Below are 14,405 nucleotides of genomic sequence, written 5' to 3'. Positions count from 1 at the left end.
GTTCCAGATCAACTCGCAGAACTGCATCCACTGCAAGACCTGCGACATCAAGGATCCGAACCAGAACATCGAATGGACCACGCCTGAAGGCGGGGGCGGCCCGAACTACCCGAATATGTGAACGCCGGCGTCGCTTGCTCTGTCATTGCGAGGAGCGAAGCGACGCGGCAATCCATGGCAGCGCCCTGGATTGCTTCGCTTCGCTCGCAATGACGTGGGAGCCTGCGGGTGGCCATTGCTGAGACCGCCTACGCCAAGATCAACCTCGCGCTGCATGTCCGCAGGCGGCGCGAGGATGGCTATCACGAGCTCGAGACGCTGTTCGCTTTCGTCGATACGGGCGATGTGCTGACGGCGCGCAGTGCGGCTCAGGACAGCGTCACCGTCTTCGGTGAATTCGCCGGCGGGCTCGACGATCCGTTCGACAACCTCGTCGCCAAGGCGCTGGGCAAGCTCCCGCGCGCCGATGGGCTGGCGGTTACGCTTGAGAAGAACCTGCCCGTCGCGGCGGGGTTGGGGGGCGGATCGGCCGATGCCGGCGCGGTCTTCCGCATGGTGCAGGCGCGCTTCGGCCTGCCCGAGGACTGGCACGCGCGCGCCGCCGCGCTCGGCGCCGATGTGCCCGCCTGCGTCGAGAGCCGCACCTGTGTCGGCCGCGGGACCGGAACCGAGCTGGAGGCGGCGGACGACAGCCTTGCCGGCACCCCGGTGTTGCTGGTCAATCCGCGCCTCCCGCTCGCCACCGGTCCGGTGTTCGGGCACTGGGATGGCCGCGACCGCGGCGCGCTGCCTGCCGGAGATGCGCGCAGCGTCGCGATCGCGGGCCGCAACGACCTAGAGGGGCCGGCAATTTCGCTATGTCCGCAGATCGCCGGGGTGCTGGCCGAATTGGGCGGAACATCGCCCATCTTCGCCCGTATGTCGGGCTCGGGCGCGACGTGTTTTGCGCTCTACGAAAGCGTCGCGGCGCGTGACGCGGCAGCTTCGCAGATCGGCAAGCTCCACACGGGCTGGTGGCAGACGAAAGGGCTCCTGCGATGATGATCGACAACCTCCCCTACCGCCAGGTCGCGGTCGACGACCTGCGTCCGGGAGGGCTGCTGTGCGTCGCCGACCACGCCTCCAACCACGTCCCCGAAGACATCGAGCTGGGCAGCGACCCGGCCTTGCTCGACGCGCATATCGCGGTCGATATCGGTGTCGAGGGCATTGCCGACCGGTTGGCCCGGCGCCACGGCATGCCCGCGCATATCGCCACGGTCAGCCGCCTCGTGTGCGACCTGCATCGGCGCGAGGACGATCCTGCAGCGGTGCCGAGCGAGAGCGACGGGACGCTGATCCCCGGCAATATCGGCGCCAATGTCGAAGCCCGGCTGGACCGGTTCCACCGTCCGTATCATGCCGCGCTGGCCGAACTGATCGCGCGGGCCCAGCCGCGCCTGATCCTGGCGCTGCACAGCTTCACGCCGAAAATGGCGACCAGCGACGAACAGCGCCCGTGGGAAGTCGCGCTGCTTTACAACCAGGACGACCGCGCGGCGCGCCATGCGATCCGCCTGTTCGGCGAGCAGGGCCTCAATGTGGGCGACAACCAGCCCTATTCCGGCAAGCAGCTCAATGCGACGATGGACCGCCACGCCGAGGCGCAGGGCGCCGGCCTGACCGGTGATGCCGCCGCCGTGGATGCGGGCGATGACGTCGAAGCGGCCCTCGAGCTGCAGCTCGGCGAAGGGCTCGTTGACGACCTGCTGGTGCAGCTTGTTCGGGAAGTAGGAGTCCAGGGTGCGACCGTTGACGGTCCACACGCCGGTGCCCGGGACGATCCGGACGCGGGCGACGGCCTCCTTGCGGCGGCCGGTGGCCGCGGCGGGGGCGATGGTCGCGGGACGCATCTCGGCGTCGGCCGAGGGCGCGGACTCGGAGCTGTAGGCGATGCCCTGCTCGTCGGTGGTGTAGGTCTCCTCGACCTCGGTGGTCTCGGTGGTGGCGGAGTCAGCCATGGTGGTCCTCAAATCCTCTGCGGTGGCGATTACTGGGAGATCTGGCTGATCTCGAAGGGCGTGGCCTGCTGGGCGGCGTGCGGGTGGCTCGGGCCCGAGTAGACCTTGAGCTTCTTCAGCATCTGGCGGCCCAGCTTGTTCTTGGGGAGCATGCCCCACACGGCGTTCTCGATGGCCTTGCGGGCGTCCTTCTCGAGGAGCTCACCGATGGCGGTCTGGGAGAGGCCGCCGGGGTAGCCGGAGTGGCGGTAGACCATCTTCTTGGTGGCCTTGGAGCCGGAGAGGGCGACCTTCTCGGCGTTCACGATGATCACGAAGTCGCCCATGTCCATGTGCGGAGCGAAGGTCGGCTTGTGCTTGCCACGCAGGAGGTTGGCGGTGTGGGTCGCGAGGCGACCGAGCACGACGTCGGTCGCGTCGATCACGAGCCACTCGCGCTGGACGTCAGCGGGCTTGGGGCTGTAGGTGCGCACGGCAGTACTACCTGTTCGTTCGTCGGTCCCGACCGGAGGCCCCGGCCGGGGTGGTGCTGCTGCGACCGCTGACGAACACGGCCTGGTTCGCACCGACCCACCCGGCTCCTGGTGCGGAGATCGGGTGCGGCTCACGTCCAGATCTGCACGCCGGCCCGGAGGGCCAGCACGCGGCAGAGGTCGCGACCGACAAGACTAGGGCCGCTGACGGCGTACGCCAAAACGGTGGGAGGGCCGCTCCGTGGGACACCGGATTCCCGCTCACGCTATGAGCGGACTAGAGTCGCAAGGCGTGACCGAATCTCTGCCCGTCCGTGACAACCGCACCGGACAGGAGTACGACGTCCCGATCGCCGACGGCGCCATCAAGGCCGCGGACCTCGGGAAGATCAAGACCGGTGACGACGCGCCCGGACTGGCCGTCTACGACCCCGGCTTCGTCAACACCGCCTCCTGCCGCTCCTCCGTGACCTACATCGATGGCGAGAAGGGCATCCTGGAGTACCGCGGGTACCCCATCGAGCAGCTCGCCGAGGGCTCGACGTTCCTCGAGGTCGCCTACCTCCTCATCCACGGCTCGCTCCCCTCGAAGGTGGAGTACGAGCAGTGGGTCCATGACATCACCTACCACACGTTCGTCCACGAGAACGTGAAGGGCTTCATGGAGGGCTTCCGCTACGACGCGCACCCGATGGGGATGCTGATGGCGTCGGTGGGGGCCCTCTCGACGTTCTACCCCGAGGCCGGGATGATCCAGGACGCCGACAACCGGCAGATGCAGATCATCCGCATGATCGCCAAGATGCCGACGCTGGGCGCCTGGTCCTTCCGCCACGCGCAGGGCAAGCCGTTCGTCTACCCCGACAACGACCTGTCCTACACCGCCAACTTCCTCTCGATGCTGTTCAAGATGAGCGAGAGCAAGTACGAGGCCGACGAGCGCCTCGTCAAGGCGCTGGACACCCTGTTCATCCTGCACGCCGACCACGAGCAGAACTGCTCGACGAACGCGGTCCGCTCGGTCGGCTCGAGCGACGTCGACCCGTACTCGGCGGTCAGCGCGGGCATCGCGGCCCTCTACGGCCCGCTGCACGGCGGCGCCAACGAGGCCGTCCTGCGCATGCTGAAGCGGATCGGCAGCAAGGACAACATCCCGAGCTTCATCGAGGGCGTGAAGAAGGGCGAGGAGCGCCTGATGGGCTTCGGCCACCGGGTCTACAAGAACTACGACCCGCGCGCGAAGATCATCAAGAAGGCCGTCGACGACGTCTTCGAGGTCACCGGCGTCAACCCGCTGCTGGAGATCGCACAGGAGCTGGAGCGGATCGCCTTGGAGGACGAGTACTTCGTGCAGCGCAAGCTGTACCCGAACGTCGACTTCTACTCCGGCCTCATCTACGAGGCGCTGCAGTTCCCGCCGGAGATGTTCACGGTGCTGTTCGCCATCCCCCGCACGGCCGGCTGGCTGGCGCAGTGGATCGAGCTGGTCGACGACAAGGAGCAGAAGATCGCTCGCCCGAAGCAGATCTACACGGGAGCGCGCACGCTCGACTTCGTGCCCGCGGAGCAGCGCTGGGCCTGACCCCGCACCGCTCGACGGCCCTCTGTCCTGGTTCCACGGACAGGGGGCCGTTTTCGCGCTATGTTGCGGGACGAAAGACCTTTCCGGTGTGGGAGCGCCGGAGGGGAGGGAGCTTTCACGCCGGCTCTGCACACGGCAGAACCGACGGTCACGACTGAGGGAGCATCGTGATGGTCGGACGACGACACCGACGCGTCCAGGGACGCACCACGCACCAGCGCCGCCGCGAGGACGGTGCGGCAGCCGTCGAGTTCGCGCTCGTGCTGCCCATCTTCGTGGCGCTGCTGTTCGGCATCATCAGCTACGGCTGGATGCTGAGCTACCGCCAGGGGATCAGCCAGGCCGCGGCCGAGGGGGCGCGGGTCCTCGCGGTGGCGCCGAGCGGGTCGACGACGTCGCTGTCCGACGCCCGCGCGGCCGTCAACCGCTCGCTCGGCTCCTACGGCGTCACGTGCACGTCCGCCGGCACGCTCACCCGCGGCAGCGAGGTCGTCGGCACGTGCGTGATCACGCCGTCGATGACCTGCACCGGCTCGACGTCGAAGTGCGCGAAGGTCGCGATCTCCCACCTCTACCGCGACCACCCCCTGCTGCCGTCGTTCCCCGGGCTCGGGGTGGTCCTGCCGTCCAAGGTCTCCTACGAGACGACGGCGGAGATCAACTCGTGAGCGGCCGGTGGGCGCGTCTCGCGCTGCGGGCCGACGACCGCCGGCCTCGACGGCGGCGCGACGAGCGCGGCTCGATCCTGCCGCTAACCATCCTCACGATGACGATCCTGCTGGGCTTCACGGCGTTCGCAGCCGACCTCGGCCTCCAGCGGGTCGCGGTCCGCGACATGCAGTCGGTCGCCGACGTCGTCGCGCTCGACGCCGCCCGCAAGCTGCCCACCTGCGACGCCACGGCGCTGACCACCGCGGCGAACGCGAGCCTCGCCCGTCAGAACCGGCGCATCGGCCGGACGTCACCGCTCGTGGTGACGCCGGGCCACCTCGACTCGACGACGAAGACGTTCGTGGCGGGTGCGGCGAACGGCGTCTGCGACGCGGTGAAGGTCGAGTCCCGCACCACGGTCGACTTCGCCTTCGCCCCCGTGATCGGTCGCAGCTCGGGAGGGGCGGCACGCAGCGCGGTCGGCGCCCGCGCCCAGCCCGCCGTCTGCTTCTCCGCGGGCACCAAGTCGCTCGTGCTCAACTCCTCGCAGAGCGCCCTGAGTCCACTGCTCGACCGCATCCTGCGGGTGAACCTGGGTCTCGTCGGCTACTCCGGTCTCGTCGACCTCAAGACCCTCTCCGTCCGGCTGGGCGACGTGGCCGCCGAGCTGGGCATCGGCACGACGCAGCAGCTCGCGACCGCGACCGTGACGCTGCGCCAGCTGATGGTCGCGACCGCGACCGTCCTGCAGCGCCAGGGCAGCACGGCACAGGCGACCCTGCTGAACACCCTCAGCGGCCAGGTGGGCGCACTGAACGTCAATCTCGGGCGCTTCCTGTCGGTGGGCACCGGTGGGGAGTCCGGCCTGGACGCCCAGCTGAACGCCCTCGACCTCATCGGCACCGCCGCCGTCTCCGCCGCGGTCGCGAACGGCAAGAACGCGGTCGCGATCGGCACCGACCTCGGCGTGCCGCTCGACCTGGTCACCGCCAACACGCAGCTGACGATCATCGAGCCGCCGGTCATCGCCTGCGGCGGGGTCGGGGCGCAGGCACGCACCGCCCAGGTCCGGCTCGACGTCAGGACCGGGGTGAGCATCCTCGGGATCGCGGGCATCGGCAACGTCTCGCTGGGCGTGCAGGTCGGCAAGGGAACCGCCACGCTGACCAACGTCACGTGCGCGTCCAGCGGCGTGCAGGCCTCCACGACCGTGCGCGGCGACACCTCGCTCGCGACGCTCAGCGGGCCGGGCGGCACGGGCAGCGCCACGGTCACCCCGCTGTCGCTGCTGGGCATCCCCCTCGCGGGCGTCGTGCGGATCACCGGGACCGTGGGCGCGAAGTCCACCACGCAGCAGTTTCCCTATCCTCCGGCCCCGGACCTCACCCAGATCTACGGCGGCGGCGAGCGGATCATCCTGAGCAGCGTCGACAGCACCACGAACTCCGTGCTCGACGGCATCAACAAGCTCACCGGCACGCTGGACCTGCTCGTCCAGCCCCTGCTGAAGATGCTCGGCATCCAGCTCGGGATCATGGAGGTCCGGATGCTGGGCACGCCGTCGTGCTCGGCCACCCGGCTGGCCGGCTGAGCACGGCTCAGCGGCGGGTGACGGTCTTCGTCCCCTTGGCGTCCTTGCGGACGGTGACGTCGTCGAGCACCGTCCCGGGTCGCAGCCGCGGCTGGGGCGCGTACCCGTGGGCGGCGACGACCGCGCGGTAGTGCAGCGCGTCGGGCCCGACGTCGACGACCTGGTAGGTGCTCACCTGCTTGGCCCAGCGCGTGCGCGTGGCTCCTCGGCGCGTCCAGTCCTCGCCCGAGATCTGGTAGTACTTCGGCCCGGAGTCCGAGACCGCGAAGACGGTGCCGTCCGGGTCGCCGTGGTAGCCGCTGGTGTAGACGTGGTCGTGCCCGTTGAGGAAGAGGTCGACGTCGTGCTTCTCGACCACCGGCAGGATCGTCGAGTACACCTCGGTGTTCGTGCGGTAGACCCGCGACGCGAACGGCCCCGCGTGCATGAGCACGACGCTCCACCGGTTCGGGTTGTCGGCGAGCCGCTCGTCAAGGAAGCGGGCCTGGGCCTCGAGGTCCGTGCCGAAGGAGTCGAGCACCACGAAGCGCACGCCCTGCTGGTCGAAGCTGTACCAGGTCGGCTGCTGGCCCTCGACGTCGTTCGACGGGTCGGTGAAGTAGGTGCGGAAGCCCTCGGCGCCGCCCGAGCGGCAGCCGCGCACGAGGATGCACCGCTCGTGGTTGCCGATCGAGACCGCGAGGTTGCGGCTGGTGCGCACGGGGGCGAGGGCCTTCATCAGGTCGACCCACTCACCGTGGCGCCACGGCTCGTTGACGACGTCGCCGGCGTGCAGGACGAGGTTGGCCTCCGGGTGCTCGTCAACGGCCTCGCGCACGATCCGCGCGGGGACGTCGGCGTTGTCGACCTGGGTGTCGCCGAGGGCGAGGAACGTCCACGGGGCGTCGTCGTCGCGGGGCGTGCGGAACGTGTACGGACCGGCCGTGCCCCCGGCGTTCTCGACGCGGTAGCGGTAGCGCGTGCCGGGCCGCAGCCCCCGGAGGGTGGCCGTGTAGGCCGGCAGCGCCGACCCGCTGTCGCGCACGCTCGTCGCCGCCTTGCGGGTCGCGGCGGCGCGGACCTCGGGGCCGCCCCCGACGGGACGGGCGACCACCCGTTGGTCGTCGAACGCCTCGCGCGAGCGCCAGGTGACGGTCTGCGACGTCGCGGGGTCGGGGGTCGGGTTGAGGACGACGAACGTCGGCGTCGTCCCCGTGCCCCTCTCCGGGGGTGCGGTCTCCTGCGGGGTGCCCGGGGAGCATCCCGCGAGGACGAGGGCTGCACAGGTGGAGGCCACGAGTCCGCGCTTCACGGGACCAGCGTAGGGACTACCGTTGTCGGGGTGCGCCTGCGACTCGACCTCTCCTACGACGGGGCCGGCTTCCGGGGCTGGGCGACGCAGCCCGGGCTGCGCAGCGTGCAGGAGACCGTCGAGCAGGCCGTCGCCACCGTGCTGCGCCTGGAGGAGCGGCCCGGCCTGACCTGCGCCGGCCGCACCGACGCGGGCGTGCACGCCCGCGGCCAGGTGGCGCACGTCGACCTCGACGTCGACGTCGACCCCGAGGTGCTGGCCCGGCGGCTGCGCCGGCTGCTGCCCGACGACGTCGTCGTCCACCGGGTCCGCCGCGCGCCCGAGGGGTTCGACGCACGCTTCGGCGCGCTGGAGCGACGCTACGCGTACCGGATCCAGGACGACCCGGCCCGTGCCGACCCGCTGCACCGCGGCATGGTGGTCGCCTGGCCGCGGGCGCTCGACGTGGGGGCGATGTCCGCAGCAGGTGCTCTGCTCGTGGGCGAGCACGACTTCGCGGCGTTCTGCCGGCGACGCGAGGGCGCGACGACCATCCGCACCCTGCTCGAGCTGAGCACGGTCCGCTCCCCCGACGACGGGCTGCTCGTGACCACGGTGCGGGCCGACGCCTTCTGCCACTCCATGGTGCGGGCGCTCATGGGCGCGCTCGTCGCGGTCGGCGAGGGACGGCACCCCGCGTCGTGGGCGCGGGAGGTCCTGCTGGCCGGTGCCCGCGACCCGCGCGTCAAGGTGATGCCGGCGCACGGGCTGGTGCTGGAGGAGGTCGTGTACCCCGACGACGCCGGGCTCGCCACGAGGGTCGGCGAGGCCCGACGACGTCGTGACGAGGGGCCCGGCACACCCACGCCGTAGCCTGGGACGGTGACGTCCCCTGCGCGCGCCCTGCGGCTCTGTCTCCTGCTCGTCGCGGCCGTCCTGGTCGCGTCGGCGTGCTCCGCGGCCGCCGACCAGGCGCCGCCGCCCGAGGTGCGGCCGTTCCCGGCCGACGCCGTCGCCGACTACCAGCTGGGCGGTGCCTACCGACCGGCCGACGACGTCACCGTGGTCGTCCGCGACCGGACGGCTCCGGCCGACCCCGACCGGTACTCGGTCTGCTACGTCAACGCCTTCCAGACGCAGCCGGGCGACCTCGGCTGGTGGACGAAGCACCACCCCACTCTGCTGCTGCGGAAGGGCGGACGTCTGGTGCGCGATCCCGGCTGGCCCGACGAGGTGCTGCTGGACCAGCGCACCGCGGCACGTCGGGCGGCCATCGTCGCGGTGGTCGCGCGCTGGTTCCGGGCGTGTGCCCGCGATGGCTACGCGGCGGTCGAGCCCGACAACCTCGACGCGTGGACGCGATCGAAGGGGCTGCTGACGCGCCGCCAGACGGAGGCGACGGCACGTGCCCTCGTGCGCGCCGCGCACGACGCCGGGCTGGCGATCGCCCAGAAGAACACCCCCGACCTGGACGGCCGGGCGCTCGGCTTCGACTTCGCCGTGGCCGAGGAGTGCGAGGTGTACCGCGAGTGCGCCGCCTACACCGACGTGTACGGCTCGGCCGTCGTGGAGGTCGAGTACACCGACAACGGCCGCCGGGCCTACGCCCGTGCCTGCAGCGAGCGCGCGGGCGAGCACCCCATCCAGCTGCGCGACCGCGACGTGCTGCCGCGTGGTGCCCGTGGGCACGTCTCGCGACACTGCTGAGCCGATCCCCGGGGCCGCTGGGAGGATGGTGCGCGTGAGCGGCCACTACTTCGACGACCGTCCCGACGGACCCGACCAGCGCCGCACCGTCGCGGTCGAGGCCTGGGGGCATCGGCTCACCTGCACCACGAGCACGGGCGTGTTCTCCGGCGACCACCTCGACCACGCCACGCGGATCCTGCTGGAGTCCGCCGACCCGCCGACGGGCACGGTCCTCGACCTCGGGTCCGGCTGGGGCCCGATCGCGTGCGCCGTCGCGGCGGCGTCGCCTTCGGCGCGGGTGTGGGCGGTCGACGTGAACGAGCGGGCCCGCGAGCTCACCCGGCTCAACGCCGACGCGCTGGCGGCGGACGACGGGGCGCGCGTCCACGTCGCCGCACCGGACGACGTGCCCGGCGACCTGAGGTTCGACGCGATCTGGTCGAACCCGCCGATCCGCATCGGCAAGGACGCCCTGCACGCGCTGCTGCTGCACTGGCTCGACCGGCTCGCCGACGACGGCCACGCCCGGCTGGTCGTGGGCAGGAACCTGGGTGCCGACAGCCTGCAGCGCTGGCTGGTCGGCCAGGGCTGGCCGACCGAGCGCACGGCCAGCAGCAAGGGGTTCCGCGTGCTGACCGTGCGCCGGGGCTGAGGACCCGACCTACTTCGAGGTGATCGTCCGGGCGCGCGACGAGCCCTTGAGCAGCGAGCTGCCCGCGTAGACGGCCTTGATGGTGTGCCGGCCCTTCGAGAGCCGCGGCAGCAGCACCGTCGCCCGGCCGCGCGAGAGGGTCACGGTGGTCACGCGGCGGCGGCCGTCGTAGACCTGCACGGTGCCCGTCGCGCCCACGGGACCGGAGACCCGCACCTTCAACGTCGCGCGCTTGGTCCGCGAGACCGACGTCCCGAGCGCCGTGGAGGTGGTGCTGGTCGACTTGCCCACGGTGGGCGTGCCGACGATCGTGTCGCCCTGGCCGGGCACCGTGACCCTGACGGCCAGCGAACGGCCCAGCGCCGAGGTCGGCACGGTGAAGGTCCGGCCCCGGCCCAGGACCTGCGTGGGATCGCCCATGAACCACTCGTAGGCGACGTCGCTGCGGCTGGTCTGCCAGCCCTCGAAGGAGACCGTCCGCCCGACGGTGGCGGTGCCACCGGTCCGGGGCGCGAACCGCTCGAGGTTCAGCATCCCGGTGCCGCAGCGCGACGTCGTGCAGTTCAGGTCGAACAGCCGGTAGTTCTTCCGCCCGTCGCTGACCACGACCGACGCGTACCGCTTGTCGCGGGCCGGGAAGGGGCTGACGGACCGCTCGAGCGTCTCCTCGACCTTGGCGGGCGACGTCGCGCCCTGGGAGTACAGCAGCGCCGCAGCCGCGGCGACGTGGGGAGCCGCCATGCTGGTGCCCTCGTACTGACGGGCGACGTAGCCGGTGTTCGGGCGGGTCGTGGCGGTGATCAGGCTGGACCAGATGCCGCCGTGGCCTCGTCCGTCGCTCTCGTCGCTCTGCGCGTCCATGATCGTGTCGCCACCAGGTGCCGAGAGGTCGACGGTGGAGCCGGCCTGGGAGTAGTACGACCGGTGCCCGGTGCGGCTGGTCGCGCCGACCGAGACCACGCCGGGGCACGCCGCCGGGACCGAGAGGTTGGCGCTGACGTTCTTGGTGAAGCTGTCGTTGCCCGCCGCCGCGACCACGGTGGCGCCCCGCGACCGCGCGAACGCCAGCGGCTTCGCATAGGCCTTGCAGGCCTGCCGCCGCTGCGCGTCCGTGCGCATCGTGCTGCCGAGCGACATGTTCAGCACCTTCGCCGGCGTCGGGTTCACGGGCGTGCCCGCGAACTCCTTGTCCTCCACCGTGCCGAGGTCGGCCCCGGCCGCCCAGTAGATGCCGTGCATGATGCCCCAGGTGTCGCCCCCGCAGTGGCCGAGGACGCGCACGGGCTGCACCCGGACGCCAGGCGCGACGCCGGCGGTGCCGCGTCCGTTGTCCGCCCTGGCCGCGACGATCCCGGCCACGTGGGTGCCGTGCCACGAGCTGGCGTAGCTCGTGCCCTTCGGCGCGCCGCACTTCCTCGCCCAGGACGCGTCCATCCAGTCACCCGGGTCGGACGGGTCGGGGTCGAGCGCGTCGCCGTCGTCGGCGTTGGTGAAGGTCCCGCGCGTGTGGCACGTCTGCGCTCCCGTCGGGCAGACGTACTCGTCGGTCACCAGGTCGTAGCCGGGGACCAGCTGCCCCGCGAGGTCGGCATGGTTCGCCACGATGCCGGTGTCGAGCACGGCGACGACGGTGTCGCTGCTGCCGCGCGTGGTCTGCCAGAACGACGGAGCGCGCACGCTGTAGCCACCCCTGGACCGGGAGCGGTCCCAGAGGTTGTGCTGGTCGACGAAGTACGGGTCGTCGGTCGAGACGGGCGGTGTGGAGAAGGCCTGCACCCGGTAGTTCGGTGTCGCGAACGCGACGTCGCCGCGCTGCTCGATCGCGTCGGCGACCGCGCTGGCCGTGTCACCCTCGAGCGCTCCGTCGAGCTCCACGAGCGACAGGCCTGCGGCGCCGTCGACCGTGTCGCGCACCTCGACGTCGGACGGGAGCGCGTCGGCGACCGCAGCCTCGACCTTCTCCTGCGACGCCGTGCTCTGCACGATGATGCCCACGGCCTCGGGCTCGGCCGACGGCGCCTGCGCCTCGGCCAGCGCGGCTGCGGCCACCGGCGCCGGGCTGGTCGGCGTGGTCGAGGCGGCCACCGCCGTGGCGGGGAGCAGTGCTGCGAGCACCGCTCCGGTGGCGAGCATGACGACTCCGGACCTGACCACGACGACTCCTCGGTGCAGACGACGAGCGCCCCCGAGTGACACGCCCGGCCCGACCCTATCGGCAGCCGAGCGCTCACCCGACCAGTATCGGGAATCTCGTCCCGTTCCCCGTACGTACGCACGAGGGCCCCCACCGCAGGTGCGGTGGGGGCCCTCGTGACGGGACCTGGGGTCAGGCCTTCGTGGTGTCCTCGTCGGTCGCACCCTCGACGGCCTCGGCAGCTGCCTCGACCTCGGTCTCGGTAGCCGGCTCGGTCTCGGCCTCCGTGGCGGGCGCACCCGCGACGACGTCGGTTTCGACCTCGGCGGAGTCGTCGGCCGCGTTCACCGCGGGCGTCTCCTCGGCCGTCGGCTCCTCGACCGGAGCAGCGCTGCTCGTCGCCGGAGCGGTCGCCTGCGCCGTGAAGGACTTCTCCTCGACGATCTCGATGACGGCCATGGGGGCGTTGTCACCCTTGCGCGGACCGATCTTCGTGATGCGCGTGTATCCGCCGGGACGGCTCGCCATGGCGGGACCGATCTCGGTGAACAGCGTGTGCAGGACGCTCTTGTCACGCACGACCTTGACGACCTGGCGGCGGTTCGCCACCGTGTCGGTCTTGGCCTTCGTGATGAGCTGCTCGGCGTAGGGCCGCAGACGGCGGGCCTTGGCCTCGGTGGTGGTGATGCGGCCGTGCTCGAACAGCGCCGTCGCGAGGTTCGCCAGGATCAGGCGCTGGTGCGACGGGCTGCCGCCGAGGCGGGCTCCCTTGGTGGGCGTGGGCATGTGTCTGTCTCCAGGTCAGTAATACGGTCGATGAGCGAGCAGCTCAGTACTGCTCGTCCTCGGCGAAGCTGGCGTCGTCGTCGTAGGAGTCGAGGACGGCCGACGGGTCGAAACCGGCCGGGCTGTCCTTGAGGGCCAGGCCCATCTCGGCCAGCTTGGCCTTGACCTCGTCGATCGACTTCGAGCCGAAGTTGCGGATGTCGAGCAGGTCCTGCTCCGAGCGCGTGATGAGCTCACCCACGGAGTGGATGCCCTCGCGCTTGAGGCAGTTGTACGAGCGGACCGTGAAGTTGAGCTCCTCGATCGGCAGGGCGAGGTCGGCGGCGAGCTGCTCGTCGACCGGCGACGGGCCGATGTCGATGCCCTCGGCCTCGACGTTGAGCTCACGGGCCAGGCCGAAGAGCTCGACGAGGGTCGAACCGGCCGACGCGATCGCGTCGCGCGGCAGGATCGAGGACTTCGTCTCGACGTCGATGATCAGCTTGTCGAAGTCGGTGCGCTGCTCGACTCGGGTGGCCTCGACCTTGTACGTGACCTTGAGGACCGGGCTGTAGATCGAGTCGACCGGCATGCGCCCGATCTCCTCGTCGCCGGTCTTGTTCTGCACCGCCGAGACGTAGCCGCGGCCGCGCTCGACGACGAGCTCGATCTCCAGGCTGCCCTTCTCGTTCAGCGTGGCGATGTGCAGGTCCTTGTTGTAGACCTCGACGCCCGCGGGGGCCTCGATGTCGCCGGCCGTGGCGACGCCGGGGCCCTGCGCGCGCAGGTACATGACGAACGGCTCGTCGTGCTCGGAGGAGACGACGAGGTTCTTCAGGTTGAGGATGATCTCGGTGACGTCCTCGGTCACGCCGGGGACGGTCGAGAACTCGTGCTGGATGCCGTCGATCTTGATCGACGTGACCGACGCGCCCGGGATGGAGCTGAGGAGCGTGCGGCGCAGCGAGTTGCCGAGGGTGTACCCGAAGCCGGGCTCGAGGGGCTCGATGACGAACCGCGAACGGTTGTCGGCGACGACCTCTTCGGTCAGGACGGGGCGCTGTGCGATGAGCATGGAACTTCCTTTCCGGCTCTCCCGCTATTTGAAGAGCCGGCTCGGTGGAACAGGTCGATCAGATCTTGGAGTAGTACTCCACGATCAGCTGCTCCTGGATGGGGACGGTGATCTGCTCGCGGACCGGGCGCTGGTGCACCAGGATGCGGCCGCGGTCGGCGTCGACGTCGATCCAGCCGGGAACGGTGTCCCGGTCGTGGGTCTCGCGCGCGACGATGAACGGCGTCGTCTCCAGGCTCTTCTGCTTGACATCGATGATGTCGTGCTTGCTGATCTGGAAGGACGGGATGTTCGTCTTCACGCCGTTGACGACGAAGTGACCGTGCGTCACGAGCTGACGCGCGTGGCGGCGCGTGCGGGCGAGGCCGGCACGGTAGACCACGTTGTCGAGACGGCTCTCGAGCAGGATGAGCAGGTTGTCACCCGTCTTGCCCGGCTTGCGGTGAGCGGTCTCGTAGTACTTGCGGAACTGCTTCTCGAGGACGCCGTAGGTGTAGCGCGCCTTCTGCTTCTCCTGCAGCTG

General features: G+C 70.7%; 14 protein-coding genes and 2 pseudogenes. 9 read left to right on the top strand and 7 right to left on the bottom strand.

Annotated features, from left to right (window positions below; genetic code table 11):
- Positions 1-7: 7 nt before the first annotated feature.
- From A6Q79_RS18570 to A6Q79_RS05085, 3 genes and pseudogenes are all read left to right on the top strand, one after another.
- Positions 8-121: a 4Fe-4S dicluster domain-containing protein gene (locus A6Q79_RS18570; RefSeq protein WP_369037988.1), complete on the top strand. Its 114-nt coding sequence runs from the start codon at positions 8-10 to the stop codon at positions 119-121.
- Between the two features lie 107 nt (positions 122-228).
- Positions 229-1,041 (top strand): 4-(cytidine 5'-diphospho)-2-C-methyl-D-erythritol kinase, encoded by an 813-nt coding sequence (locus A6Q79_RS05090; RefSeq protein ID WP_317696843.1) that lies wholly within the window; start codon positions 229-231, stop codon positions 1,039-1,041.
- Positions 1,038-1,598 (top strand): annotated as a pseudogene (locus A6Q79_RS05085) (N-formylglutamate amidohydrolase); the annotation flags it as partial. The gene A6Q79_RS05090 and the pseudogene A6Q79_RS05085, both read left to right, overlap by 4 nt.
- A 33-nt stretch (positions 1,599-1,631) precedes the next feature.
- Here the strand turns inward: A6Q79_RS05085 and rpsI are convergent.
- A pseudogene (gene rpsI / locus A6Q79_RS05080) lies at positions 1,632-2,000 on the bottom strand (30S ribosomal protein S9); the annotation flags it as partial.
- A gap of 29 nt (positions 2,001-2,029) precedes the next feature.
- Complete coding sequence (rplM, locus tag A6Q79_RS05075; RefSeq protein WP_317696840.1) at positions 2,030-2,473, bottom strand: 50S ribosomal protein L13; 444 nt, start codon at positions 2,471-2,473, stop codon at positions 2,030-2,032.
- A 292-nt stretch (positions 2,474-2,765) separates the two neighbouring features.
- Here rplM and A6Q79_RS05070 point away from each other — a divergent pair, with 292 nt between their 5' ends.
- The 3 genes from A6Q79_RS05070 (at position 2,766) to A6Q79_RS05060 (ending at position 6,297) form a co-directional block, all read left to right on the top strand.
- On the top strand, positions 2,766-4,055 hold the full coding sequence (locus A6Q79_RS05070; protein WP_317696837.1) for a citrate synthase: 1,290 nt from the start codon (positions 2,766-2,768) through the stop codon (positions 4,053-4,055).
- Positions 4,056-4,225: 170 nt separating this feature from the next.
- Positions 4,226-4,723: a TadE/TadG family type IV pilus assembly protein gene (locus A6Q79_RS05065; RefSeq protein WP_067859715.1), complete on the top strand. Its 498-nt coding sequence runs from the start codon at positions 4,226-4,228 to the stop codon at positions 4,721-4,723.
- Positions 4,720-6,297: a pilus assembly protein TadG-related protein gene (locus A6Q79_RS05060; RefSeq protein WP_286689818.1), complete on the top strand. Its 1,578-nt coding sequence runs from the start codon at positions 4,720-4,722 to the stop codon at positions 6,295-6,297. Before A6Q79_RS05065 ends, A6Q79_RS05060 begins: the two co-directional genes overlap by 4 nt.
- Before the next feature lie 7 nt (positions 6,298-6,304).
- On the opposite strand, the gene A6Q79_RS05055 is transcribed toward A6Q79_RS05060, so the two are convergent.
- Positions 6,305-7,588, bottom strand: a complete 1,284-nt coding sequence (locus A6Q79_RS05055) for a metallophosphoesterase family protein (protein WP_286689819.1) — start codon at positions 7,586-7,588, stop codon at positions 6,305-6,307.
- A gap of 30 nt (positions 7,589-7,618) precedes the next feature.
- On the opposite strand from A6Q79_RS05055, the gene truA reads away from it, so the two are divergent.
- The 3 genes from truA to A6Q79_RS05040 are packed head-to-tail and all read left to right on the top strand — an operon-like array spanning position 7,619 to position 9,908.
- Positions 7,619-8,440, top strand: a complete 822-nt coding sequence (gene truA, locus A6Q79_RS05050) for a tRNA pseudouridine(38-40) synthase TruA (protein WP_286689820.1) — start codon at positions 7,619-7,621, stop codon at positions 8,438-8,440.
- A gap of 9 nt (positions 8,441-8,449) precedes the next feature.
- The gene (locus tag A6Q79_RS05045; protein ID WP_286689821.1) at positions 8,450-9,274 is read left to right on the top strand and encodes an endo alpha-1,4 polygalactosaminidase; all 825 of its coding nucleotides are present in this window, start codon (positions 8,450-8,452) and stop codon (positions 9,272-9,274) included.
- 34 nt (positions 9,275-9,308) lie between these two features.
- Positions 9,309-9,908 (top strand): class I SAM-dependent methyltransferase, encoded by a 600-nt coding sequence (locus tag A6Q79_RS05040; RefSeq protein ID WP_067859730.1) that lies wholly within the window; start codon positions 9,309-9,311, stop codon positions 9,906-9,908.
- Positions 9,909-9,917: 9 nt separating this feature from the next.
- On the opposite strand, the gene A6Q79_RS05035 is transcribed toward A6Q79_RS05040, so the two are convergent.
- From A6Q79_RS05035 to rpsD, 4 genes are all read right to left on the bottom strand, one after another.
- Positions 9,918-12,062, bottom strand: a complete 2,145-nt coding sequence (locus A6Q79_RS05035; protein ID WP_286689822.1) for a S8 family serine peptidase — start codon at positions 12,060-12,062, stop codon at positions 9,918-9,920.
- A 172-nt stretch (positions 12,063-12,234) separates the two neighbouring features.
- Complete coding sequence (gene rplQ / locus A6Q79_RS05030; RefSeq protein ID WP_286689823.1) at positions 12,235-12,828, bottom strand: 50S ribosomal protein L17; 594 nt, start codon at positions 12,826-12,828, stop codon at positions 12,235-12,237.
- A gap of 43 nt (positions 12,829-12,871) precedes the next feature.
- Positions 12,872-13,882: a DNA-directed RNA polymerase subunit alpha gene (locus A6Q79_RS05025; RefSeq protein WP_067859737.1), complete on the bottom strand. Its 1,011-nt coding sequence runs from the start codon at positions 13,880-13,882 to the stop codon at positions 12,872-12,874.
- 58 nt (positions 13,883-13,940) lie between these two features.
- Positions 13,941-14,405 (bottom strand): 30S ribosomal protein S4 (gene rpsD / locus A6Q79_RS05020; protein ID WP_317696824.1); only part of this gene is annotated, 465 nt, incomplete at its 5' end.

It is taken from the genome of Aeromicrobium sp. REDSEA-S32_B7 (assembly GCF_001626145.1).
Lineage (GTDB): Bacteria > Actinomycetota > Actinomycetes > Propionibacteriales > Nocardioidaceae > Aeromicrobium > Aeromicrobium erythreum.
This window is presented reverse-complemented; position numbering and strand designations above follow the sequence as displayed.